Below are 21688 nucleotides of genomic sequence, written 5' to 3'. Positions count from 1 at the left end.
CCCTTCAACCCTGGCTCAGATATATTGCGCCTGCGAGTCATGTTGATTGGCCCGCCAGGGCTCGACCGCATCGATCGGCTGACCGTAACCATTCGAAACGATCACTTCCGCCGAGGAGAGGGCGACCATCGACAGTCGATGGACGGCCCGACACAAGAAGAAATCCGTGATTACATCTGGGGTCCATACCGTTTCACTCCTGGAACTGGCCCGGACGACGCCCGCGCCGATCGCTTAGGCCGAGAGACGGTGTACGACACGGCCCTGCCGATCGGCGAAGAGTTGCCGTATCAGCTTGAGCAGACCATGCCGGGGCACTGGATGAGAAGCATGACGCAACAGGGCTGGCTACAACAGCGGGGACCCATCGTGCGCCTAGCCTTTACCGCCGAGCATCAGACGCACGGAACATGGTACTTGCCCTGCGAGATTGATACGACGAATATGCCGATAACGGTAATTGTGCCGCAGGTCGAGCATGCAACCCGAGGTGACGGCTGAGGATCATAGGTCGTCAGCATCCGGAATCAGCTTGTACCAGGCAAGCTCGTTACCTGGCTCGTCTGCGTACCACGCCCAAGTTCCGGAGGCGAGATCCTTCAGTCGCCTCTTGGCGGCACTGGCGTTTCTGCAGGAAAGCCGTAAGAAACGAACACCGATCAGGTTTGATGCTCTGCTGGGCGGCCCAGGCCAACAAGGCTTTGCGGCGCTCGGTCGAAACCGGGCCGGTGGCTGCGGTGGACCAGTGATGGCCGCAGCGCTGCCATGTCATCTCGTCACTCACCGGGCCGAGTGCAGGAACTCGTCTCGCAGCGCCGCGTCGGATCGGACCGTGCCGAGTAGCGCGGTGGTGATCGTCTCGGTGCCCGGCGCCTGGGCGCCGCGCAAGGTCATGCACAGGTGCTCGGCGCGGACGAGGACGCCGACACCGGCTGGTGCGAGGTGTTCGGCGAGGTACGTGGCGACCTGCTGGGTCAGACGTTCCTGGACCTGGGGGCGTCTGGCGGTGTGCTCGACGAGCCGGGCCAGCTTCGACAGTCCGACGATCTTGTCGGTGGGCTGGTAGGCGACGTCGGCGGTGCCGCGGAACGGCAGCATGTGGTGCTCGCAGAGGCTGTGAAAGGGGATCGCCCGGACGGTGACGAGGCGGTCGTAGGTGGCGTCGTTCGGGAAGGTGGTGAGGGTGAACGGCCGCGGGTCGAGCAGTTCGGCGTACGCGGCCACCATCCGGTTCGGGGTGTCGGCGGTGGCCGGCGCGTCGATGTCCACCCCAAGTGCCTTGAGGAACTGCGCGGCGGCGTCACGGGCGGAGTCGAGGTCCGGCGGGGCGTCAGTGGTGCTGGGGTCACTGGTCATGGGGTGTCCTTGTCGACCGGGGGCAGGAGGTGCGGACGCCGCGCCACGACGTCGCGGAGGAAGGACAGCTTGGAGTAGTAGTCCAGGCGGGCGGGCAGTGCGTGCTCGGCGAGGATGCCGGCGACCCAGTCGGTGATGTGCTCGACTTCGGTGAAGACGGCGGGTTCGTCCAGGGGTAGAACGCTTCGGCTGCGCAGGTATTCGACCTCGACTTGGACGAGTGTTTCGGTCGGGTCGGCGTGTAGGGCGCAGCGGTCGACGAAGATGCCGTAGTGGTGGCCGGTGCGTAGCGACTCGAACTTGATGTCGTAGCGCATTCGGCGGAATCCTGGCATGGGTCGGGCGATGAGCCCGAGGGTGTCGCGCACGTAGCCGTCAAGGGGCTCGGTGATGGTGACGTCGACGTTGACGTGTTCGTGGCGGACCAGGGCGTCAGTGTCATAGTTCTTGCGTTTGACCTGGTAGAGGCCGGGCTGGGTGTAGAGGAACGAGACGTAGCCGCGCTGCGGGCCCGGCCCGTGGACCTCGAAGAGGGTGTTGGCGAAGTCCCACGTTTCAAGGGGGTCACGGAAGCGGGGTGCCATCTCGGGTAGCGCGCCGGCGGCGATGCGGTCGTGCAGGTTGACGGCGAGGGGCCACAGGGGGGTGTCGCGCGGCAGGGTGAACTTGGTTTCGATTTCCTTGCCCAGGTGGGCCTGGGTGATGGCTCCGTCGAGGCTGTTGAGCTGTGCGGCGTGTGAACTGTGGCGGGCGACCGCGTCGGGTATCCAGCCGATGGGATCGGTCGGGTCACCGGCGGGGGTAGCGGAGGTGCGGATGAAGCAGCCGGCGTCGGGACGCAGGTGGACGCGGCTGTAGGTGTGCCATCCGTCGGGGTGGGCGGTGGCGCAGAACAGCGGTGTGTGGCCACGCGGGTCAGTTCTGCGGATGGTGTTCAGCGCGTCTGTGAGCGCGGGGCCGAGGTGCAGGCCGGTCAGCAGGGCGTCGGCCGGGATCTGCTGGGCGTGCTGGCGAGTTCCGTCGTGGGTCCGGGTGACCACCGGCAGGAGCCGGTTGCCGCCGAAGCTGGCAATGATGGTGTGCGGCGGGCATGGCTGTGGCGGTGTGGGCACGGTGACCACGGTCATCGGCTCGTCCGGCCGCAGTTGCCGGGGCTGGTGGAGCAGGTCGGCGTCCGCGATGAGCAGCAGCGCTTGGCCGGCGGCGGGATCTGTCATTGAGGCTCGCCTCGCTACACGGTTCGTCGGGGCGTGTCGTGGAGGGCGCGCAGTAGACGGGCGGTAGGGTGCCACGGGCGCCTCTTGCCTGGCCGGCGACCTCTGATGCGAGGTGCGGGCGTCGTTTGCCTCCGTACCGGGGACGGGTGATTGTGACTGCGAAGCCGACCATCGCCGCGCTGGCGGTTGTACCCACCGCTTCGGGTCAGGTGGTGTTCGTGCGGCAGCAGCGCGGCCCGTACGCGGGGTGGCTGCTGTTGCCGGGCGGCAAGGTCGAGTTCGGGGAGTCGGCGCAGGACGCGGCCCGCCGGGAGACGGTGGAGGAAGCCGGCTTCGAGGTGGGCGAGCTGACGCCGACCGGGGTGTACGAGATCCGCGCCGAGGACGGCTCCTACCACTTCGTGATGTTCGCGTTCCGCGCCGGCACCGCGACGCGGGTGACCGCTGGCGGGCATCACGTGGACGGGGTGTTGCAGGCATCGGTGGATGAGGTGCAGCCGCACCCAACGGTGATGCGGATTCTCAACGACGCCGACGTCGCCCGCTATCCCGCACGGGACATTGAGGTAGGGCTGCGCCGGGACGGGATCCTGATGCGTGGGCATCTGACCGCAGCCGCGAGTGCTCTGGTCTGAGGGGTTCACTGGCCGGCCTCCGCCGGGTCGGGGTCCCACTGCACTCCACCGCCGAGGATGCCGTCCTCGGCCACCGTGCAGCGCACCCGCCGGTGCGTGCCGTACCGCTCGGTGATCGCTGCGACGAGCCTTTCGGCGAGGTGCTCGCAGCTCTGGGCGCCGAAGTCCAGCGGCCCGTCCGGACGGTCGGGCGGTTCAGCGAACGAGCCGAGGACGGTGGTGAGCCAGCGGGCGACCGCGTTGATCTCCAATTCTCGGTCGCTGTGCTCGACGGAGATCTCGACGGAGGCGACGAACAGGTGCCGGTGAGACGCGGCGAGGTACTCGTCGGGTGGGCCGGCGTCCGGCCACCGGTGCAGCCCTTCGACCTGGGTCGTGACGTGGATGTGTCGGGTCAGTGCCATGCCGCCTCCTGCTCACTCGGCGTCTCGGCGGGCAGGGATGGGAGTCCGGCCGCGTCGCGCAGCAGAGCGACGTGCCTGTGGGCGGCGGCGAGCCGCACCGGGTCGAGGACATGGTCGTGCAGGTTGGGTTTGTCCGGGGCTTGCCGCTCAGCCCGGCCGGTGCGGCCGTCGGCCGGCAGATCGTGGGCGGCGTACCAGAAAGCGAACGACGAGTCGTTGCTCGTGATGAACGTGTCGTAGCCGCGCTCGCGGTGCTGGCGTAGCTCCCAGATCAGGGACCGGTCGCCGCCGAGCAGGTGCATCGGCAGCGGTGGCGGGGTGCCGCCGTCGGTGAGGGCGGCCAGGCAGTCGAGTCGGGCCTCAGCGACCGGGCCGGCGAAGCAGCGAGGCACGGACAGCTTGCTGAGACCGATCATGCCGACGCCGGGCAGGTCGGCCAACCGGGCGTGGCAGTCGAGCCACTCGCGGCGGGTGGAGCCCTGCGGCACGGCCATATACGTGAACCGGCCAGGTTCGGTCAGGTCCGCGGCCTCGGCCAGGAATCGGCGGGTGGCTTCGACGGTGGCGGGTCCGTCGTAGAGCACGTCGTGGCAGATGACGACCGCAGGGTTGATCAGGTGCGCGGCGCGTAGGACGGCCTCGGCGCTCATACCTTGACCGGTGGTGTCTTCCAGCTCGTAGGCGCTGTTGTCGAGCACGACCCGGACCTTGGACTGGGCGCGCGCGGCGAAATGTGCGGCCTGAGCGGGTTCGGTGAGGACGAGGTGGGTCAGCGCCATGTCGATGCTGCCGGCCGTGGACAGGCCGGCCAGGTGCGGCGTACTGGCGATGACTGCGACGTCGATCAACGTTTGTTCTCCTCGTTCGGTCGGAGGCCGCTGGCGTGGCGGCAGCCGCGGTGCAGGAAGCAGGCGGTGCAGGCGGGCGGGCCGGCGGTGCAGGTGGTCCGCCCGACCAGCAGAAACACGAAGTGCGCCAGCGCGACGTCGGTGCCGTGGGTGAGCAGCTGGGCGATCACGGCGTCGCGCACGCTGGGGGTGAGTTTCCCGTCGTGGCGGGCCAGGCCGAGCCGGTCGGCGACGCGGAACAGGTGCACATCGACCGGCATGGTCGTGGTGGTGCGGGCGGAGAACACCAGCACGCAGGCAGCGGTCTTGTGCGCCACCCCGGGCAGGGTGTCAAGGTAGGCCAACGCGTCGGCGGGTGGGCCGTGCATGATGCGCTGGTCGAACCGGTCGAGTCCCTCGACGGCGACCAGCGCGGCGAGCTGGCCCAGCCGGTCGGCCTTCCAGGGCCCCGCGGAGCGGATGGCGGCACGCAGCACGGTCCGGTCGAGGGCGGCCAAGCTCTCCGGCGTCAGACCACCGCAGAGCTGGTCGAGCGCGGGGTAGACGCCGCGGACGATCTCGCCTGTGCGGTTCTGCGACAGCACGGTGATGACCAGCGCCTCGAACGGCGGTGCCCACATGACGATCACACCGCCGTACCGGGCCTGCAACTGTGCCCAGACGGGGTTCGTTCCGAGGTCGAGGTCGGCGACCTGGATCGGGAACATCCGCCGCAGCAGTCCGGGTAGTTCGGCGTGAGGGCGACTGGCGGTAACACGCAGGCCGCCGTCGCACTGGCGGACGGTGACGACGATCGGGTGGCCGCCGAGGTGTAGCACCCGCCGGTAGCCGCCTGCCGGACCGGGCTGCCAGGCCAGCGCGGGGATCTGAATATCCATGGTGGCGTCCAGGTCCGGCGGCGTGGCGAACGGCAGGTCGAACTCGGTGGTGCCGCTCATCGCTGGCTCGCCACCCGGGCGTGGTCGGCGATGGCTTGGCCGGCGATCAGGCCGCTGAGGGCGGCGGCCGAGAGGCTGGCGGTGTAGCCAGCGGCGTTCCCCACCACATACAGGCCGTCAATGTCGCGGCTTTGCCAGGTGTCTGGGTCGATGGGGACGCGGTAGTTGTAGTACTTGATCTCTGGTGCGTACAGGACGGTGTCCGGGGCGAGCACCGGCGGTAGGGCTGCGCCGAGTGCGGTGATGTAGCTGGCAAACGCCTCCGCCAACGGCGGCGGCAGCACCGCGCGCAGGTCACCGGCGCGGGTCTTCGGGTTCGACGCGGCCACGCCGAGCGGCTGCCCGGTCGCCCCGTCAGGGAGGAACCCGGCGAGGGCTTGCCGGACTGGGTAGCCGCCGGTGGCGGCGGTGACGGCCCGCGCGGTGTCGCGGACGTACGCCTTCGGGTCGGGGGCGAACGCCTGGGTGATGGTGGCCAGGATCGCCAGGTTGGATAGGTCGCTGCGCCGGTGCAGGAACGAGTGGCCGTTGACGCCGCGGATGTTCAGGGGGCGGTGGAACTCGTTGACGATGTAGCCGTGGCCGTTGACGCAGAAGCTGCGCACGTCGATGCCGCCTGCGCTGGTGTGGTGAGCCTTGAAGTCGTAGAACTGGCCGATCAGCGGGTCAAGGGCGGCAGCCGAGGTTTCCAGCCGGATGCCGATGTCCGCCGGCCCGGTCTCCAGCGTCACGCCGGCGGCGGTGAGCTGCTGCTCCAACCAGGGTGTGCCCACCATGCCGACCGCAGCGATGACCGCCGTGGCGTCGATGGTGAGCGGACCCGAGTGGTCGCGGCCGACGACTCCGACGCCCTTGCCGTTGATGATGCGCAGCTTGGTGGCGTCGACGCCGGTGAGTAGCCGCGCGCCGCGGTCCTGGAGTTCGGCGCTGAACCGACGGCCGAATTCGCGGATGCCGTCGGATCCCACGTGTAGTAGCGGGTATGACTCGCCGCGCAGTCGCGTCTCGTGCCCGGCAAGGGCGGACAGTTCCGGTACGGGGGCGTAATCGACGGCGTCGCTGACGTTGCGGCGAACCGCTGCGGCGATGACGTCGAGCTGATCCGCCTGGATGTCGGTGAACAGCCGTTGGGAGTGCGTGCCCCGTACTGCCGAAAGAGTGATCTTTCCGTCGGAGAAGGAGCCCGCCCCGCCTTCGCCCTCCAACACGGGGCAGGTGGGGCACATGCAGCGAGGGCCGGGCGGGCAGACCCGCCGGGTCATCGGCCGGCCCCGTTCGGTGATCACGATGTCGGTGACACCAGCGCGCAGCAGGGCGTCGGCGGCGAACAGTCCCGCTGGCCCGGAACCGAGAATCAGGGCGGTGCAGCGCAGGTTTGTCATGGGGCGTTGCCTCTCAACGTGGGGGCGGACAACCGGTCCTCGATCGCCGCTAACGCGGAGGCCAGGACGGCGGGGGCCGGCTGCTGCGCGTCGAGACCGACGACGTCGGCTCCCTGGCCGCGCAGCAGGGCAAGGCAGGTGTGGTAGGCGCCCGGTAGACGGCTGGTGAACTCTCGTGTCTCCCAGCGGCTGTCCGGTGGGCGGTCCACTCGCTCCGCTGCCACCGGCACCGGCACGTCGAGGTACAGATACACGTCCGGCATCCGCACGCCGCCCGCACAGGAGGAGGCGTAGAAGGCGGGATCGATCCCGTCGGCGAGGTGATACGCCAGCCCGGACAGGTAATACCGATCGGAGATGACGACCTGAGCCTCACGCAGCAGTGCCCGCAACGTGGGCTGTTGGTGGTGCCGGTCGGCCGCCGACAACAACGCCAACGCGGCCGGGCAGGCAGGCTCCTCGACCGCGAAGCTCCGCAGAAGGCTTCCGATCGGTGCGCTGGTGGGCTCCTTGTGCCGTCCGACGGCGACACCCCGGCCGGTCAACGTCTGGCACAGGCCCTCGACGAGGGTCGTCTTGCCGCTGTGGTCGATGCCCTCCACTGCTACGAACAGGCTCACTGTCAGCTCCCTACCTCGACGACGGAACGGCGCAGGGCGGCCACGCGCGTGGCCAGCACCTGTTGGTCGGGGTGCAGCAACGCCGCCGGCCGAAGTCCTCCACCACCAACGACGCGACGGCGCACGCGTGCCCGGCTGCACTCAACAGCTCGTCACCTTCGACCAGGCACGCCGCGAGCGCCCCGGCGAACGCCTCGCCGGCACCGGTGGGATCCACGGCAAGGCGAGCAAACGTCGGAATCCTCTGCACGGCGTCGTTGGTCAGGACATGACAGCCCTGGGGCGCGTCGGTTACCACGATCGCCCGCCCCGACCCGTCGACGGCCCGAGCGAGCCACGTCAGCGCGTCCGCCACGTGCGTCACGCCAGCCAGGGCGGCGGCCTCCGGCGCCGAGCACACGAACACGTCGCAGGCGTCGAGGATCCGCAGCACCGAGCTGCGGTCGGCGGCGACGCGAGCCAGGAACGTGCCGGCGCTGATCCGAGCACGCCGGGCACCGGACATCGCGCGCAGGGCTGGCGCGTATCGCAGCTGAACGCCGGGGTCGCCCAGGGCGCACAGGTGGAACCCGGCGGCGCCCCGGTAGAGCGGCGGCACCTGACCAGGCTGCAGGTCCTGCTCATCGCCGCCGTGGTCGGTGCGGTAGGTGGCCCGGCCGCCGCCGTCGTAGCTGATGTCGAAGGCGAGGCAACGGCCAGGCATGGTGATCAGACCCGCATCGCCGACCGCGGGCCACCATGGCTGGCCTGCAGTTAACGGGTGGTCACTGCAGATCCCGGCCAGGCCAACGGTGGTGCGGGTCGCCGCAGCCAGCGCCGCGTATAGCCCGCCGCCTCCAAGTACCCGCACCCCGCGCTGTAGCGGTGTGCTGATCCGGTCGACGAAGACACCGTCGACCACCACCAGCCGGGGCGCGCCCAGGTCAGCGTCCACGGGCGTCCTCCCACAGCAGCACATGCAGTCGACCCGTCAGGTTCCACCCACGCCGCAGCGTCTCGTCCGCCACACCGCGAAGGCCGGCCACAACCCGTCCGGAACGAGTGCCCTCCGGCATCACCCACACCGGCGCCAACCCGTACCGCTCGGCAAGGTCGCCGACCGCGTCGAAATCGCCCGGCCCTATGACGACGAACTTGAACACCGCCCGTCCCGTCGCCACGAACGCCGCCAGCGCAGCGCCGTTGATCGGTTGGTCACCGTCGGCGGCGAACGACGGCAGCTTCGGCGAGACGTTGAACCGGTCCACCACGGCGGTCAGCGCGGAGCTTGGGGCGATCGTGCCGTTGGTTTCGATCTCCACCCGGCGTCCGGCGGCGGCGAGCCGCTCTGCCAGAGCGGTCACCGTGGGCTGTTGCAGCACGGGCTCCCCGCCTGTGATCACCACCAAGGCTGGCGGTGCCGCGAGCACCTGCGCTATGACGGCCTCGACGGATGCGGCGACCGTATGTTCCCGCAGGTCGTAGCGGCGGGTGTCCCATGTGTAGGGGGTGTCGCAGCCAGGACAGCGCAGATTGCACCGTGAGAGTCGGACGAACATCGCCTGCTGGCCGGTCGACGGGCCTTCGCCCTGAAACGTCGGGCCGAACACTTCCGCCAGCAGTAGGCGCCGGTCCGACATCGGCGGGAGCATGGTGCTCACGTCAGGTCCAGGACGTATTCGGCCCAGCTGCTGGGCGTCTCGGACACGCGGACCACAGCGAGCCGGCCGCCCAGCGAGTCAGCTAGGTGGTCCTTCAGCCACTGCGCGAGGTGCCAGGCCAGCCGCTCACTGGTTGGTGCGATGACGCCCAGGACGTCGTTGAGGTGCCGATGATCGAGGTGGTCGTTGATGTACTGGCCGAACGGGGCCAGGTCACCGAAGTCGGTCACGAAACCCGGTCCGGTGAGCGAGTCGCCTTCCACCACCACCTCGACGGTGTAGGTATGCCCATGCAGGCGACCGCACTTGTGCCCCTCAGGCAAGCCCGGCAGACGGTGCGAGGCGTCGAAAGAAAAGCGCTTGCCGATGCGCCACACGCCGATCACCGACCAGCCGTGCCAACAGGTGCCGATGTTGACTGGTGCACACCAAGCGTGGCCACGACCAGTTCGGCGATCGCTTCACCTATTTCCTGCGGCGACATGCCATTGACGTCCAGAGACGTCCAGCCGTGCTGAACCGTCCACGCGTCGAGCACTTCGGCCAAGCGCCGCTGGTAGCCGACGAAGGCGTCCCGGGTGAGCGCCACGTCGCCCTCGTGGTTGCCCGCCTCGCTGATGCCGAACGTCGCCTTGCGACCTGCGGCTGTCACAGGGTCGAGGTCCAGACGGACGACAAGGTCCGGCTGCGGCAACCCATCGAACACCGAGGCCGCCGCCGCAAGATCTACATCCGGGCGCATCGCCAGCTTTGCCAGAAACTTATAGGTCCAGGTGTCCGTCACCACCACCTGCCCGGCCTCGATCAACGGCCGGACCGCACAGTGCGCTGCGGCCGAGTACCAGGCGGCCTGCAGGTACACCCAGTGCATGTCACCCAGTTCGAGGTACGGGTCGTCTGCGGGGTGCTCCCAGATCAACGCCCGCAGCTCGCGGGCATGGCGGCGCACGTAATCCGAGCCGAACTGGGTACTCTTCTTGTCGAAGACCACGCCTGGGATCCCACGGCGCCGCAACGCATCGACGACACGGCCAACAGCTGTTGTCTTGCCGGCACCGTCGATCCCCTCAAGGCAGATGAACCGCCCGCAGTTCCCGGCGATCTCCTGCCCGGCCAACGCCTGAGGCAGACCCATGACAAGCGCTCCCCTCTCTCAACGGCAACGCCGCCCCAGATGTCGATGCGGATCTCGTTCGAACCCGCTGCGGGGCATCCGCACACGGCGTCCCTGACGATGCCTTGAGGACGCCCCCTGGCGGACCCATCGGTCCCCGCTGGGATGGGCCGCGCCACGACTCTTGAGGTGAGTCCACCAAGTGTTCGCCCATGTCGATAAGCCCTGCCGGTCGGCTCCGACAATCCGCCGACAATCGGATGCCCAGCACCGAGTCCAGCTCAACGCTGCCAAATTTGGGTAGTACGGCCGCGTGGCGGCAAGGGCCTACCATGGGGTGTATAGGCTGCCACGGTGCAAGAGGTTGAGGTCAAGTACCTGGTGAGGGACAAGCCTGCGTTACTGGCGGCGCTTGCTGACCGAGGCATCGCGCTGTCCGAGCCGGTACGCCAAGACGATCAGGCGTACGCACCCTCTTCGTGGCGTTATGGGATGTCCAAACGGGGCGTTCCCTTCGCACGGCTGCGTACGCAGGCCGGCCGGCACGTATTCACCGTGAAGCGGCCGATGAACAACGAGCTGGCCTGTCTGGAACACGAGACAGTAGTCGCTGACCGAGGGCAGATGCACGGCGCGCTGCTCAGTATGGGCTTCACGCCGACAGTGCAGATCATCAAGACCCGCAGAGTCGGCGCCTGGGGTGCGGTGACCATCTGCCTGGATGCCGTCGACGGGCTGGGGACCTTTCTGGAGCTAGAGACCATGGCTCGGGAGGACGAGGCTGGCGCGGCGACGCAGGAGCGACTGCACAAGCAGGTCATGGCGCTGGGGATTGCAGTCGAGCGTGTGGCGCAAACCTACGATTCCCTGCTTCGGGCCGCCAACGTGCCCGAGCCGTCCGTGTAGGCGGCCGAGGTGCCCTGACATGGCGGTGAGCCACCAGACGGAGTTCAGGGGAACTGCAGGAGCGGCACGTCGTAGACGCTCGGTTGGCGGACCCGCCGCAGCGCGGGCTCGGCGGGCTCGGCGATCTCCACGTTGACGATCTCGGTGAGAAACTGGACGGTCGCGGCGATAGGTGGCCGGTGTGGGCGCTGTGTGCCTTGAGGCCGACGGTCAGGGTGGATGTGCGGCTCAAGTGTGTGCCGGTGTCGGGGTCGTAGGCGATGGTGCCGCCGCCGAGGGCTGAGGTGAACCTTCGACCAGACGGGAGCGTCCGGGTTGTCGAGGCGCTCGCAGGTGCCGACGAGGTCTGCGGTGGCGAGACCGGCGATGAAGGCGGGATGCAGGCCTGACGGATGCGGTGCGCGGCAGGTGCGGTCGAGTGAGTCGTAGAAGTCCTCACGTGATCGAAGACGACGAGGATGGTGAGTCTGGTGACGATCTCGCGACTGCGGAGGCGGACTCCTGGAGCCACATGGCGTGGTGGTTGCCTATGGGCGCCTCAGCAGGTTGAGCGTGTCCTCGAAGCTGTGGACGAGGCTGGCGAGCACGGCGCGTCCTTTGGCTTCGGTGGCCAGCGACGGTTGCCCGATGACGCCGGTGTCGGTGTAGGCGGACATGCCGAGCATCAGCAGGTGCGGCCGTTCCGCGAGATGATCGGACTTGTCGAACTCCGCACCGACGCTCTCGGGTGCGACGTGCAGCAGGAGCGACGTCTCGATCTCCCCGGCGTGCATGTCGTCGTGGCCGGTGCTGTCCAACCCCGCGTCGTGGCGGGCTTTGTCCCAATCCCGGCGGCTGGGAAACAACGCGAGCCGTGGTCGATCGGTGTTGGCTTCCTGGACAACGTTGGACAGCACATAGTTGCCGCCGTGCCCGTTGACCAGCACGAGACGGTCGACGCCTTGCCGGTGCAGAGACGCCGTGATGTCCGTGACGATGGTGCTGAGGGTTGTCGAGCTGATGCTGACGGTTCCGCGCCAGCCGGCATGTTCGTGGGAGCACGAGATCGTCACTGGTGGTAGCAAGAACAGCTGGTAGCGCTCCGCCAGGGCGCTGGCGATAGCGCTTGCGACGATGGTGTCCGTGGCGAGCGGTAGGTGGGAGCCGTGTTGTTCGAAGCTGCCGATGGGCAGGATGGCGACCGTTGCTCGGCGGTGGGACTCGTCGGCCGCGGTGGCGATTGTCCACAGGTTCACGCGCCTATTCTGCCGTTGATCTGTGCGGCGAGGGCATATCGGGCGCGGAAGCGCTGTACGGATGGCTGGGTCGTGTGGGCGGCGAGTTCGGTGTCCACGCGGCGCAGCGCTTTCGTGAGGCGGGTCGATCCGGTCTCGGCGGCCAGCGCGAGGACGGTGTCGGCTTGCTCGGCGGCTTCGTCGATGCGGCCGAGTAGCGCGTACGCCGTCGCCAGCCAGGTTCTCGTCATTCCCTCGTCCTGGCGGTACGCGCCTGGCCAGCCCTGAAGGACCTCTTCGAGGATCGTGGCAGCGCGATCGGACTTGCCGAGAAGCAGGTGACACTGGCCCTCGTGGGCGATGACGTAGGCGGGTCCACAATGCTGTCCGATCGCGTCTGGCTCGTCACGGTCTACGGCGACGGCCACCAGTTGTTGCGCGTGCCGGAGCGCGGCCCAGCACGCGCCCGCCTCGCCGGCGAGGGCGTTTGCCTGGGCTAGGCGGACGGCGCAAAGCGCGCGATCCCGAGCGACAAGGCTGGTGCCGCGCGCTGACGCCTGCGCGAGGTTCAATGCTTCGGGTACGTCGCGCCGTTCCGTAGCGCGTTGGGCCTGACGCATGAGCACGTAGGCGACCATTTGGTCATCGTCCGCGTCGCGGGCCAGCGACAGCGCTCGTCGGAGCCAGTAGCTGGCGTCGTGGCCGTCGCCGAGATTGTCCGCCGTCCAGCTCGCGAACTCAGCCCAGCGCGCCTCGACTCGCTGCAGTTCCCGTCGTGTCTGCCCTTCGGCGCGTGCGCCGTGGTGGTGGATGATCGCCAGTTCCCCGCGCACGACATCGTGGATCCGCCGCGGTCCGAACGCATCATGGGAGGCGGCGAGGATCCGCAGCATGCCCATCCAGTGCGGCACCAGCGCGGGGTTGACCGGGCCCAACTCCCGCAGCGCCGGCAGCTGCCCCTGGCGCGGGAGGCTCTGCGGGCCGGTGCGAGCCTCGTCAGCAGGTCCGCTACTGGGGTCGGCCAGATCAAGAGCGACCGTACGCGCAGGGCCGGTACCAGCCGCAGACAGCACTATCAGCGCATCGCCTGACTGGTGGTTCGCCCCATCGTCGTCACCGTGGGCGGCCTCGGCTCGCAAGGGTGCGGGGGTGGAGCGTGCAGCGCCGCGCAGCGCCGATGCACGGCGCTGCTGACGAGCCGAAGCGACGATTCGGTCGTACTCCTTGACCAGGACACCTCCGGTCTGGAGGACCATGTCGCACCGCACCCAGAAGGCGCGGTCGGGCTGCTGACGGCCGGTCTCGGTGTTGGCCACAGAACTGCGCCCGTACTGCACGAGCCCGGCGAACACGTGCTGCGTGTGTCCTGCAGCGATCCTTAGCTGCGCGAGGGTACGGCCGAGGTCGCGCCAAGCGCTCTTGATCTCGTGGCTGTCGGCCATGGTTGCTTTCCTCGTCGGCGGAGGCTGCGGTTACGGTGCGCTAGACCCTAGCGGCTCCTGGTAGCTGTGGCGCCTAGCGCCTGCCGTCCGGGCTCATCCAGCGCTCTCCCACAAGATCGGCACGCGACATCGATCACACGCCTCAACATTCGGGTCTGGGCAGCTCATCGTGCGGCATCGCCTATCCCGACCCAGCCTGGAACTTGGAGGAGGCGCGCGGTGTCGGCGTTTTGTCAATATTTTGTCGGCTGGGGGATGCCTCGCGGAGACGGTCGGCGCAGTGCCGGTCGCGAGGGCTCGTTGTGGTCGAGGAGGAAGGGCAGGTTCGGCCGCACAGACCGGCTGAGTACAGCTGACCTCCCCAACGGGACGTGGCGGTGGCGGGGCGCGGAGGCGGTCATGAGCAAGGCGGGACACGGTGCGGATTGGCTGCCGACAGCTTCATCAGGTCCTTGAGTTCGTGCCGTTTTGCTTGACGACCGGCGACACCGGATATGCGGTGGGTATCTCGTCGAAGCAGCCCAGAAAGGCGAGCTTGAGTGATGATCGGCGATGATGGAACAATGCGGCTTCTCATCCTTGGTGGGACCTGGTACCTCGGTCGCGCGGTCGGTGAACTCGCCCTCAGCGCCGGCTGGTCGGTCACCACGTTCAATCGCGGCACCTCTGCGCCAGATCTCGTCGGCGTCGAAGCGGTGCGCGGTGACCGGGAACGTGTCGAAGACCTGCGGCGGCTCGCCGAACGCGGGCCGTGGGACGCGGTCGTAGACACGATCGGCTACGTCCCGAGCCAGGTTTTCAACGCGGCGACGGAGTTGGGGCCGGTGACCGGCCACTACGTCTTCCTGTCCTCGGTGAACGTGTATACAGGATGGCCGGACCAGCCGCTGGACGACGCCTCAGCGCTGTTCGGGTGCCCGCCTGATGCGGACGCGACGTTCGGGGCGGATCTGGGCTACGCAGGCCAGTACGGGGCGCTCAAGGCGGGGTGTGAACGCGCTGTCCTCTCGGCCGTCGGCACCGAGCGGTCGACGATCCTGCGTCCAGGCGTCATCCTTGGCCCCCGCGAGTACGTCGGGCGCCTGACGTGGTGGCTTGGTCGGTCCGCCCGCGGCGGGCAACTTCTGGCCCCTGGCCCACGCCTACGCCCGATCCAGCCGGTCGACGTGCGTGATGTCGCCCAGTTCGCCCTGCACTGCGCCTCATCCCGGCTGGCAGGTGCCTTCAACGTCACCGCGCCGATGGGGCAGCCCACGTTCGCCGATCTGGTCGAGGGCTGCATCGCGGTGACCGGCGCGGACACCGAACCGGTCTGGGTGGATCCGGACTGGCTGGTGAGCCAGGGAGTGCAGCAGTGGACCGAGCTGCCGCTGTGGCGCACCAACCAGGGAGTCTGGAACGTGGACAGCAGCCGCGCGATCGCAGCGGGGCTGCAATGCCGGCCACTTCGAGAGACGATCGCTGACACCTGGGCATGGATGAACGGCGGCGGCACCGCGATCACGGGCGAGGGCGAGGCGGGTCGTGCCGCAGACCATGGACTTCCCGCCGAACGGGAAGCGGAGCTGCTGCTGGAATGGCAGCAGTCTGGTCAGGCCGGCGGCAATGCAGGCGGCCTCCCGTGAGTGGTGCCGAAACTGGAGGCGAGTTCTGCCACCTGGCGCGCCTGGGGCACCTTGCGCCATCGCGGTGCTGACAGCACGCGATACACCCGGTGCAGCCGTCCCGCCAGGCCGGCCCGTCGCCAGTCTGTGGGAATGGACCACAGCGGAGCCAGCGTCTCCTGCGCGGCGTCGAGCTGACCGGTGAGCAGTTGGCAGGTGGCCAGGTCCACCCTCGCCTCGGCTGGCACAGTGAACCACTCGTTGCCTGGTCCGTCGTCGGCCAGGTCCAGCGCGGCGACGGCCGCCGCGATGGCCGGCTCCGTGTGCCCGACCTTCAGCCAGGCGGTGCTCGCATTGCGTGCCTGCTGCGCTGGGGTGTAGCCGAACTCACCGCCGATGATGTCGTGTAGTAGGTCCTGCCCCATGGTGCCACGCGCGTCTTCGGCGGCCATGATCGTTCGACGAACGTCGTCCCCGGTGCCATGGTGCGACCAGGCGCGAGCCAGGATAGACAGGGCTCGGACCCTGGCCACGCCCGCTGGCGCGAGAGCCACCGCCGCTTCGGCGTACCCGACCGCCTCGGCGGGTTGCCCGGTCCAATACGCGATTGTCGCTTGCATGCCGCGTGCGTACGCCCGTACGCCGTCGTGTCCGGTGACCTCGCCGTAGGTGTATGCCGCACGCGCGTACTGCATCGCCGACGGCCATAGGCCCAGATCCGCGCTCTCACTGGCGAGCAACGCGGCTGCCTGCGCGGCGATCAGATAGAGATCGCGTTGCTGTCCGGGTCGCCGTGTCCGTTCCAACAGCGCGACGGCGAGGTTACGCAGGCGCAGTGTCTCACTCACTGCGTCCGCCGGGGTTAGCCGCGCGAAGTCCCGCGCGATGCGGGCCGCATCCTCGCGTAGCTGCTCGATGGTGGCGTCTGACACGGCCCACGCCCCTGCATCCATTGCGTGCTCGCTCGTTTCCCGGGCGGCGTTCATGATCGAACGCTCGACGTCAACGTACGCGTCCGCCCGATCGTCGGCAAACCCGTCCCTGCCTAGAAAAGAGCGATCCAATGGGATGCTGCCGGAATTGGTGATGGCCTGTCGAGGCTCAGCGGCGTTACCCCGCTGCGCCGACGCGGCATCCACCGGCCGGCGTCGCCGGGCCTCTGCCTGGGTGCAAGTGTCTGCGGGCTCGCCGGCCGCCGCAGTGGCGAGCCGGGAGCGTGTCGCGGCGTGCATCGCGGAATCTCGTTGCCGCTGTCGTGCGAGAAAGACAATCCTGTCGTACTCCTCGGCGAGGACCCCTCCGGTCTGCAGGACGCTGTCGCAGCGCACCCAGAAAGCCCGGTCGGGTTGTTGACGACCAGTTTCGGTGTTGGCGACGGAGCTGCGTCCGTACTGGACGAGCCGGGCGAACCCGTGCTGTGTGTGGCCTGCGGCGACGCGCAGCTGCGCGAGGGTACGGCCGAGGTGGCTCCAGGCGGTCTTGATCTCGTCGCTGTCGGCCATGGCCGCTTCTCCCAACGGCGGACGCTGCGGTAACGATGGGCTAGACCCTAGCTGCTGTGGGTGACGGTAGGTGCGACTGTCTGCTGCCGGTGCGCGCCCCGTCTGGGCAGTACCTTGCCAGCGAGTTCTACCGACGCCCGTCTCTCCTGCGGGCAGATGCCCAGCGTGGGGAGTATCTCGACGGGCCGTGCCGCTCGATGGCGAGCGGTTGTCGGAATTTTGTCAATGTCTTGTCGGTGCCTTGGCCCCCAGCGCCGCGCCGTCGAGGCCCTCGTGAAGTCCAGGGAATGTACGGCCTTCTCAGAGCGGTGTCGGCATTGCGAGTGCGGCACCGCGTTTGACGGTAGCTGGGACGTCGATGTCGACGCTGTGCGCGGCGTGGTCGGTGAGCCCGTTCAGGCGGGGTTGGTGCAGGTATTCGGCGGCGGTCAGGTGGGGTTGCAGTCCAGGTCCGGCGTGGAGGTAGTCGAAGCGGTATCCGTTGCCGCCGCGGCCGATCCAGCTGTGGGCCTGCGCTTCGGGATGCAGGCGCTGGTGAATGTCGGTGAGCCCGAGTGCGGCGAGGGTGCCGAGGAACTCGTACTCGAAGGTGAGGAAGCCGGGGTAGCGGGGTTGGTGGTCGCGGCTGATGACGTTGTAGTCCCCGCCCACCACGAGATGAGCCCGGTCGGCGGCGTGCATCGCGGCCAGGGTGTCTTGGACGGTGGTGAGGAAGGCTCGTTTCTTGGCGACCTTGGTGGGTGCGCGGTCGCTGGAGGGCACATACAGGCCGAGCACGCTGACGGCGGGGTCGGTGTCGAGGATGATGGCGGGGGCGCGGCCGGGCAGGCTGATTCCGACGGTGAGGTGGGGGGCGGGTCGGCTCGGGACGCGGGTGGCGATGGCGCACCCGCGGTCGCGGTCGGGTGAGGGCTGGTGGGTGACGGTGAGGCCGGCGGCGCGGAGTTCGGTGAGGAGGTGTTGGGTGCCGGGGCCGTTGCTGGTCTCGGTCAGGATGATCACGTCGTCGTCGCGGTTCAGGAGCCAGGTGAGCAGGCGTTGCGCGCGGGTTGGCGCGGCGGCTTGCATGTTGATCGTCAGGATGGACAGCACGTTTGCGGGGCCTCGCTGGTTAGGGGCAGGTCGGCGGGTAGGAGGCTGAGGATAGTGGTCACGATGTGGTCGGGGGTGAGCCCGTTGCAGGCGACGGTGTGTTGGCGCCATTCCTGTCGGTGTAGGTGTCGGGCCGCGTCGCGGTAGTGGGCGAGTTCTTGTTCGGGTGTGCCGGCGCGTTCGAGGCGGGTCAGGTGCGGTCGGGCTTCGAGTCGGGCGCGGATGACGTCGGGGTCGTCTTCGAGGTAGATGACGGTGGCGGGTAGGACGTACCGGTTGTAGGACCAGATTTCGGCGAGGTCGAGGCCGTCGACGCGTTGCAGGACCAGCGAGGAGGCGACGTATCGGTCGGTGACGACGTGGAAGCCGTCGTCGAGGCGGGGGATGATCTCGTTTTCGATGTGCGCGGCCCGGTCGGCGGCGAGGGCGAGTGCGAGTGCTTTGCCGTGGAGGAAGTCTTCCTGCCGTCGCAGGAGTTGGCCCAGCGGCGTGCGGCTGGGTTCCGCGGTCAGGTGCACGCCGGCGGGGCCGAGGTCGGCGAGGCGGTTGGCCAGGAGGCGGGCGATGGTGCTCTTGCCGACTCCGTTGGGTCCTTCGATGGCGATGAACAGGCTGATCACCTCTGCGGGGTGAGCGGCAGCAGGCGCCGGTCGTGCGGGGCGGTGACCGGGCACTGGCCGGCGTCGACGTCGCCGATGCGCCCGCCTGCCGCGACGACCGCCGCGGGGCAGCCCTTGCCGCACTGGCCGCCGAGCGCGCAGGAGCCGCAGGTCGGATTCCCGCCGGGTCGGTAGCGGGTGTGGAAGTCGTGGCTGTCGAGGTCGGTGGTGATGCCTGCGGCAAGGATGTTGCCGGCCAGGAACTCGGTTTCGCGGTGCTGGGAGACCGGTGTGCGGGCGGCGAAGACGAGGTAGGGGCAGATCGCGACCTGCCCGTCGACGAAGACGTAGATCAGTTTGCCGGCGTCGCAGCCGCCCAGCGGCAGTTCGTCGTTGGGGAAGCGGATACGTACGAGGTCGAGTTGGTCGGCGAAGCGTTCGGTCACCGCGCGGATGGCGTTCATCGTCGCCGTGGTGGCGGCCAGTCGTGCGCGGCTTTTCACCCCTCGTCCGAAGGACGACAGCGGGTTCATCAAGACGTACTCGGCGCCGACCTGCACGCCAAAGGCACACAGGTCGGCGAACTCCTCCGGCACGGTCAGCGCATTGGGCGTCGACAGAAGCCCTTTCAGCAGGCCGGCCTGGGCGAACTTGCGGGTGGTAGCGAGTGTGGTGGCGAACGACGACTGGTTGCCGCGGAACTTGCCGTGGCTTTCGGGGCGGAATCCGTCGAAGGACACGTTGATGTGGACATTGTCCAGCGCGGTCAGGGCGGCGATGTGTTCGTCGGTGGTCTGCGTCGCGTTCGTGCAGATGCCCACGGGCAGCCCTCGGTCGGCCACGGCCTGGCATATGGCGATCAGGTCGGGGTGGACGAACGGCTCTCCACCGGTGAGCGTGATGCGTTGCACCCGGGCGTCGAGCAGCCGGGGCAGGACCCGGGTGGTGAAGTTCTCCAGCGTCAGGTCGGAGCCTTGGGCGGTGGAGGAGACGAAGCAGTGGGCGCAGTGCAGGTTGCACCGCTCGGTGATCTGCACCAGCGCCTTGCGGCCGTCCCCGCCCACAGAGGTGCGGAAGTAGCAGGACGAGGCGTGGGTGTCGACGATAAGACGTTTCACGATGAGTTTCCCGCTTCCATTGGTAGACGGGCGGCGCTGGCAGGTGGTGCCGCTTCGAGCAGCTGTGCGGCCCCGTGGAGTTGCCGGAGCACGACCTGGGCGTGACGCCGGTCGGTGTCGGGCCGGTGGTGGCCGGCGGCGGCGGTGGTCAGGAACCACCAGGCCGCCCAGACCCGGTGCCAGCCCAGCGCCCACCGGGCGGCGGGCAGGCCGCCCCGGTCGGCTTCCGCGTCCGGGTGCCCGCCTGCGGCGACGTAGGCGCGGATGAGTCGGGCGAGCAGACGGGGTTCGGGTGGCGTGCGGGTGCCGAACCAGGTCGCCAGGTCGAGCAGGCCTGGTCCGGTGAACGCTTTGGCCCAGTCGACGAGGCGGCATCCGGTACGGCTGACGTGCAGCGAGCTGCGATGGAACTCGCCGTGGCACAGCCCGAAGGGCGGCCGTTCGGCCCCGTCGGCCCTGGCCTGCGCGACGGCGGCCAGCCGCTGCAGCGACTCCTCGATTGGCCTGGAGTCGGGGAAACGTCCCTGCCGCCGGAGCGCGTCGAGCGCGTCGAGCGCCTGTCCGGGCAGCCGCGCCAGGCCCGCCTGGTCGAATGTTGGCAGCCCGGTGATGCCGGCAGCGGCGTGGACCCACCGGGCAGCAACCGCGGCTTCCGCCGCGGTTGCTGCCCGGGCCGGGGCGCCGAGGTCGTCCACCAGGATGCCCAGCGTCTGGGGGCGCATCGCGTAGCCGTGGAGCACCGGAACTGAGGCTCCCCGCTCGTTGAGCGCCCGCAGCACGGTCGCCTCGCCGGTGAACGGCGCGGCGGCGACCTTGCAGACCAGGCTGCTGCCGTCGGCGAAGAACAGCCGTTCCACGGCGGATAGCTCCCACTGCTGGATGGCCTGCCGCCCGGTCGGTACCCGCCGGGCGGCGGTGAGCAGGTCACATCGCAGCTGCGTGACGAGGTGCTCGTCGAGCCTGGAAGTGTTCACCGCGCACTCGCTGGGAGGATGCCGGCGGTGACCTGTTCGATCCGGGCGAGGACGGCGTCGAGATGCGCCGACATGCTGGCCGGCACCCGCGGACAGGCCGCCTGCTGGAAGGCCCGGAAGTGCGGAAGCAGCCCGCATAGCACCGGCCGCCGGGCGAAGAAGCCCGTGACGTCGCCGGTTGCTCGCGCCCGGCGCAGTAGCGATGTCAGCGCGACGATCTTGTCGGCGGCCGAGGCGAGCAGCACCGGCTGGTCATCGACACAGATGGGTGGCTCTGGGTCATCGAGGGCCTGATGTTCGGCCTGGAGCGCGGCGATGATCCGCGCAACCTCGGGCCCGTAGCCGGCGGTGAGGACCTCATACACGTCCGGCGCGGGCGGGGCGAGGTCTGGAGCGTCGTGCAGCAGCGCCGCCGCGATCACCTCCTGCGGCGGCGCGGGCACGTGTTCGCCGATGGTCACCGCGACCCGGACCGCGTGGACCAGGGCCGGCCGGTCATCGATGGTGTGCCCCGCGCACCACGCTTTGGCGTCCCGCAGGGCGCGGTCGACGACGGCAGGACGGGGAGGGGATAAGACCGTCATACCCTGATACCTCCTGATTGCCGTACGATCGGCGCCATGTCCGGGCCGCTTCCGCACTGGTGTGAGCAGACCTGCGTCGTGTGTCCCGCTCAGCAGCTCGGGCCGGGCCAGTTCGACGTGGTCGACCGGCCCGGACCCGAGTTCGCCTACCGCCCCGACCTCGGGTGGCGTTCCACTGCCGACGGCGTCGCCGTGTGCGTCCATCCCTTCCGGGTGGGCCTTCCCGCCGGCCGGTACGCCTCGGCCGGGGAACCGGTCCCTGACCAGGCGCCCCGGCCGGCGCCGACACCTGCGGCCCTGGAACTGCCCGCCGACGTGGTGGATCTGGAAGGCTGGCTCGTCGCCGTGCTGCGGGACGCACCCCCCGAGCAGATCTTCACCGCGGTCGGCCGTGCCGAGCGGCTGGCCGCGCAGCGGTTCGGAGCAAAGCCAGCGGTGGCGGCCCTGCGGCGGGTGCTATCGGTGGAGCTGGCTAAGAGCGACCGGCAGTAGGTGTTAC

24 protein-coding genes are annotated in these 21688 nt (G+C 69.0%); 5 read left to right on the top strand and 19 right to left on the bottom strand.

Annotated features, from left to right (window positions below):
* Positions 1 to 39 precede the first annotated feature (39 nt).
* Positions 40 to 501: a hypothetical protein gene (locus tag Vqi01_RS24800; RefSeq protein ID WP_204037258.1), complete on the top strand. Its 462-nt coding sequence runs from the start codon at positions 40 to 42 to the stop codon at positions 499 to 501.
* A gap of 279 nt (positions 502 to 780) precedes the next feature.
* On the opposite strand, the gene folE is transcribed toward Vqi01_RS24800, so the two are convergent.
* Positions 781 to 1356, bottom strand: a complete 576-nt coding sequence (gene folE / locus Vqi01_RS24795) for a GTP cyclohydrolase I (protein ID WP_204037257.1) — start codon at positions 1354 to 1356, stop codon at positions 781 to 783.
* Positions 1353 to 2573 carry a hypothetical protein gene (locus tag Vqi01_RS24790; RefSeq protein ID WP_204037256.1) on the bottom strand — a complete coding sequence of 407 codons (1221 nt, stop codon included), beginning with the start codon at positions 2571 to 2573 and terminating at the stop codon, positions 1353 to 1355. Before Vqi01_RS24790 ends, folE begins: the two co-directional genes overlap by 4 nt.
* Before the next feature lie 146 nt (positions 2574 to 2719).
* Here Vqi01_RS24790 and Vqi01_RS24785 point away from each other — a divergent pair, with 146 nt between their 5' ends.
* Positions 2720 to 3208, top strand: a complete 489-nt coding sequence (locus tag Vqi01_RS24785; protein ID WP_204037255.1) for an NUDIX hydrolase — start codon at positions 2720 to 2722, stop codon at positions 3206 to 3208.
* A 5-nt stretch (positions 3209 to 3213) separates the two neighbouring features.
* Here Vqi01_RS24785 and Vqi01_RS24780 read toward each other — a convergent pair whose 3' ends face one another.
* The 9 genes from Vqi01_RS24780 to Vqi01_RS24740 are packed head-to-tail and all read right to left on the bottom strand — an operon-like array spanning position 3214 to position 10175.
* Positions 3214 to 3612, bottom strand: a complete 399-nt coding sequence (locus Vqi01_RS24780) for a hypothetical protein (RefSeq protein ID WP_204037254.1) — start codon at positions 3610 to 3612, stop codon at positions 3214 to 3216.
* Positions 3603 to 4460 (bottom strand): hypothetical protein, encoded by an 858-nt coding sequence (locus Vqi01_RS24775; RefSeq protein WP_204037253.1) that lies wholly within the window; start codon positions 4458 to 4460, stop codon positions 3603 to 3605. Before Vqi01_RS24775 ends, Vqi01_RS24780 begins: the two co-directional genes overlap by 10 nt.
* Entirely contained in the window at positions 4457 to 5398 is a 942-nt protein-coding gene (locus Vqi01_RS24770; protein ID WP_204037252.1) for an endonuclease III domain-containing protein, read from the bottom strand. The genes Vqi01_RS24775 and Vqi01_RS24770 overlap by 4 nt, the downstream gene beginning before the upstream one ends.
* The gene (locus Vqi01_RS24765; protein WP_204037251.1) at positions 5395 to 6780 is read right to left on the bottom strand and encodes an NAD(P)/FAD-dependent oxidoreductase; all 1386 of its coding nucleotides are present in this window, start codon (positions 6778 to 6780) and stop codon (positions 5395 to 5397) included. The genes Vqi01_RS24770 and Vqi01_RS24765 overlap by 4 nt, the downstream gene beginning before the upstream one ends.
* Positions 6777 to 7400 carry a dTMP kinase gene (gene tmk / locus Vqi01_RS24760; RefSeq protein WP_239098640.1) on the bottom strand — a complete coding sequence of 208 codons (624 nt, stop codon included), beginning with the start codon at positions 7398 to 7400 and terminating at the stop codon, positions 6777 to 6779. Before tmk (Vqi01_RS24760) ends, Vqi01_RS24765 begins: the two co-directional genes overlap by 4 nt.
* A gap of 10 nt (positions 7401 to 7410) precedes the next feature.
* Positions 7411 to 8334 (bottom strand): carbohydrate kinase family protein, encoded by a 924-nt coding sequence (locus Vqi01_RS24755; RefSeq protein ID WP_204037250.1) that lies wholly within the window; start codon positions 8332 to 8334, stop codon positions 7411 to 7413.
* Positions 8324 to 9019, bottom strand: a complete 696-nt coding sequence (locus Vqi01_RS24750; RefSeq protein WP_239098639.1) for a 7-carboxy-7-deazaguanine synthase QueE — start codon at positions 9017 to 9019, stop codon at positions 8324 to 8326. Before Vqi01_RS24750 ends, Vqi01_RS24755 begins: the two co-directional genes overlap by 11 nt.
* Positions 9020 to 9036: 17 nt before the next feature.
* Complete coding sequence (gene queD, locus Vqi01_RS24745) at positions 9037 to 9426, bottom strand: 6-carboxytetrahydropterin synthase QueD (protein ID WP_204037248.1); 390 nt, start codon at positions 9424 to 9426, stop codon at positions 9037 to 9039.
* Positions 9423 to 10175: a dTMP kinase gene (locus tag Vqi01_RS24740; protein WP_204037247.1), complete on the bottom strand. Its 753-nt coding sequence runs from the start codon at positions 10173 to 10175 to the stop codon at positions 9423 to 9425. The genes queD and Vqi01_RS24740 overlap by 4 nt, the downstream gene beginning before the upstream one ends.
* A 333-nt stretch (positions 10176 to 10508) precedes the next feature.
* On the opposite strand from Vqi01_RS24740, the gene Vqi01_RS24735 reads away from it, so the two are divergent.
* Positions 10509 to 11060 carry a class IV adenylate cyclase gene (locus Vqi01_RS24735; protein ID WP_204037246.1) on the top strand — a complete coding sequence of 184 codons (552 nt, stop codon included), beginning with the start codon at positions 10509 to 10511 and terminating at the stop codon, positions 11058 to 11060.
* A 527-nt stretch (positions 11061 to 11587) separates the two neighbouring features.
* Here Vqi01_RS24735 and Vqi01_RS24730 read toward each other — a convergent pair.
* Positions 11588 to 12295, bottom strand: a complete 708-nt coding sequence (locus Vqi01_RS24730; RefSeq protein ID WP_204037245.1) for a creatininase family protein — start codon at positions 12293 to 12295, stop codon at positions 11588 to 11590.
* Entirely contained in the window at positions 12292 to 13716 is a 1425-nt protein-coding gene (locus Vqi01_RS24725) for a helix-turn-helix domain-containing protein (RefSeq protein ID WP_204037244.1), read from the bottom strand. The genes Vqi01_RS24730 and Vqi01_RS24725 overlap by 4 nt, the downstream gene beginning before the upstream one ends.
* 563 nt (positions 13717 to 14279) lie before the next feature.
* On the opposite strand from Vqi01_RS24725, the gene Vqi01_RS24720 reads away from it, so the two are divergent.
* Positions 14280 to 15341: an NAD-dependent epimerase/dehydratase family protein gene (locus tag Vqi01_RS24720; RefSeq protein ID WP_204037243.1), complete on the top strand. Its 1062-nt coding sequence runs from the start codon at positions 14280 to 14282 to the stop codon at positions 15339 to 15341.
* On the opposite strand, the gene Vqi01_RS24715 is transcribed toward Vqi01_RS24720, so the two are convergent.
* The 6 genes from Vqi01_RS24715 to Vqi01_RS24685 form a co-directional block, all read right to left on the bottom strand.
* On the bottom strand, positions 15308 to 16822 hold the full coding sequence (locus tag Vqi01_RS24715) for a helix-turn-helix domain-containing protein (protein WP_204037242.1): 1515 nt from the start codon (positions 16820 to 16822) through the stop codon (positions 15308 to 15310). The genes Vqi01_RS24720 and Vqi01_RS24715 overlap by 34 nt on opposite strands.
* 300 nt (positions 16823 to 17122) lie before the next feature.
* The gene (locus Vqi01_RS24710; RefSeq protein WP_204037241.1) at positions 17123 to 17914 is read right to left on the bottom strand and encodes an endonuclease/exonuclease/phosphatase family protein; all 792 of its coding nucleotides are present in this window, start codon (positions 17912 to 17914) and stop codon (positions 17123 to 17125) included.
* Complete coding sequence (gene tmk, locus Vqi01_RS24705; RefSeq protein WP_204037240.1) at positions 17899 to 18534, bottom strand: dTMP kinase; 636 nt, start codon at positions 18532 to 18534, stop codon at positions 17899 to 17901. Before tmk (Vqi01_RS24705) ends, Vqi01_RS24710 begins: the two co-directional genes overlap by 16 nt.
* On the bottom strand, positions 18531 to 19631 hold the full coding sequence (locus tag Vqi01_RS31020) for a radical SAM protein (protein WP_239098638.1): 1101 nt from the start codon (positions 19629 to 19631) through the stop codon (positions 18531 to 18533). The genes tmk (Vqi01_RS24705) and Vqi01_RS31020 overlap by 4 nt, the downstream gene beginning before the upstream one ends.
* Positions 19628 to 20605, bottom strand: a complete 978-nt coding sequence (locus Vqi01_RS24690) for an aminoglycoside phosphotransferase family protein (protein WP_204037239.1) — start codon at positions 20603 to 20605, stop codon at positions 19628 to 19630. The genes Vqi01_RS31020 and Vqi01_RS24690 overlap by 4 nt, the downstream gene beginning before the upstream one ends.
* Entirely contained in the window at positions 20602 to 21189 is a 588-nt protein-coding gene (locus Vqi01_RS24685; protein ID WP_204037238.1) for an HD domain-containing protein, read from the bottom strand. The genes Vqi01_RS24690 and Vqi01_RS24685 overlap by 4 nt, the downstream gene beginning before the upstream one ends.
* 36 nt (positions 21190 to 21225) lie before the next feature.
* On the opposite strand from Vqi01_RS24685, the gene Vqi01_RS24680 reads away from it, so the two are divergent.
* Complete coding sequence (locus Vqi01_RS24680; protein WP_204037237.1) at positions 21226 to 21681, top strand: hypothetical protein; 456 nt, start codon at positions 21226 to 21228, stop codon at positions 21679 to 21681.
* The last annotated feature ends 7 nt before the right edge of the window (positions 21682 to 21688 follow it).

Origin of the sequence: Micromonospora qiuiae (genome assembly GCF_016863555.1) — a bacterium.
GTDB classification, from domain to species: Bacteria; Actinomycetota; Actinomycetes; order Mycobacteriales; family Micromonosporaceae; genus Micromonospora; species Micromonospora qiuiae.
Note: the sequence above shows the minus strand (reverse complement) of the source record. Positions and strands in the feature narration are given on the sequence as shown.

What these genes read in the sequence shown, in the direction of transcription:
- Vqi01_RS24800 (WP_204037258.1), top strand. Translation starts at nt 40, where the DNA reads ATGTTGATTGGCCCGCCAGGGCTCGACCGCATCGATCGGCTGACCGTA.
- folE (WP_204037257.1), bottom strand. Translation starts at nt 1,356, where the DNA reads ATGACCAGTGACCCCAGCACCACTGACGCCCCGCCGGACCTCGACTCC.
- Vqi01_RS24790 (WP_204037256.1), bottom strand. Translation starts at nt 2,573, where the DNA reads ATGACAGATCCCGCCGCCGGCCAAGCGCTGCTGCTCATCGCGGACGCC.
- Vqi01_RS24780 (WP_204037254.1), bottom strand. Translation starts at nt 3,612, where the DNA reads ATGGCACTGACCCGACACATCCACGTCACGACCCAGGTCGAAGGGCTG.
- Vqi01_RS24770 (WP_204037252.1), bottom strand. Translation starts at nt 5,398, where the DNA reads ATGAGCGGCACCACCGAGTTCGACCTGCCGTTCGCCACGCCGCCGGAC.
- Vqi01_RS24765 (WP_204037251.1), bottom strand. Translation starts at nt 6,780, where the DNA reads ATGACAAACCTGCGCTGCACCGCCCTGATTCTCGGTTCCGGGCCAGCG.
- Vqi01_RS24750 (WP_239098639.1), bottom strand. Translation starts at nt 9,019, where the DNA reads ATGTCGGACCGGCGCCTACTGCTGGCGGAAGTGTTCGGCCCGACGTTT.
- Vqi01_RS24740 (WP_204037247.1), bottom strand. Translation starts at nt 10,175, where the DNA reads ATGGGTCTGCCTCAGGCGTTGGCCGGGCAGGAGATCGCCGGGAACTGC.
- Vqi01_RS24725 (WP_204037244.1), bottom strand. Translation starts at nt 13,716, where the DNA reads ATGGCCGACAGCCACGAGATCAAGAGCGCTTGGCGCGACCTCGGCCGT.
- Vqi01_RS24720 (WP_204037243.1), top strand. Translation starts at nt 14,280, where the DNA reads ATGCGGCTTCTCATCCTTGGTGGGACCTGGTACCTCGGTCGCGCGGTC.
- Vqi01_RS24715 (WP_204037242.1), bottom strand. Translation starts at nt 16,822, where the DNA reads ATGGCCGACAGCGACGAGATCAAGACCGCCTGGAGCCACCTCGGCCGT.
- Vqi01_RS24685 (WP_204037238.1), bottom strand. Translation starts at nt 21,189, where the DNA reads ATGACGGTCTTATCCCCTCCCCGTCCTGCCGTCGTCGACCGCGCCCTG.
- Vqi01_RS24680 (WP_204037237.1), top strand. Translation starts at nt 21,226, where the DNA reads ATGTCCGGGCCGCTTCCGCACTGGTGTGAGCAGACCTGCGTCGTGTGT.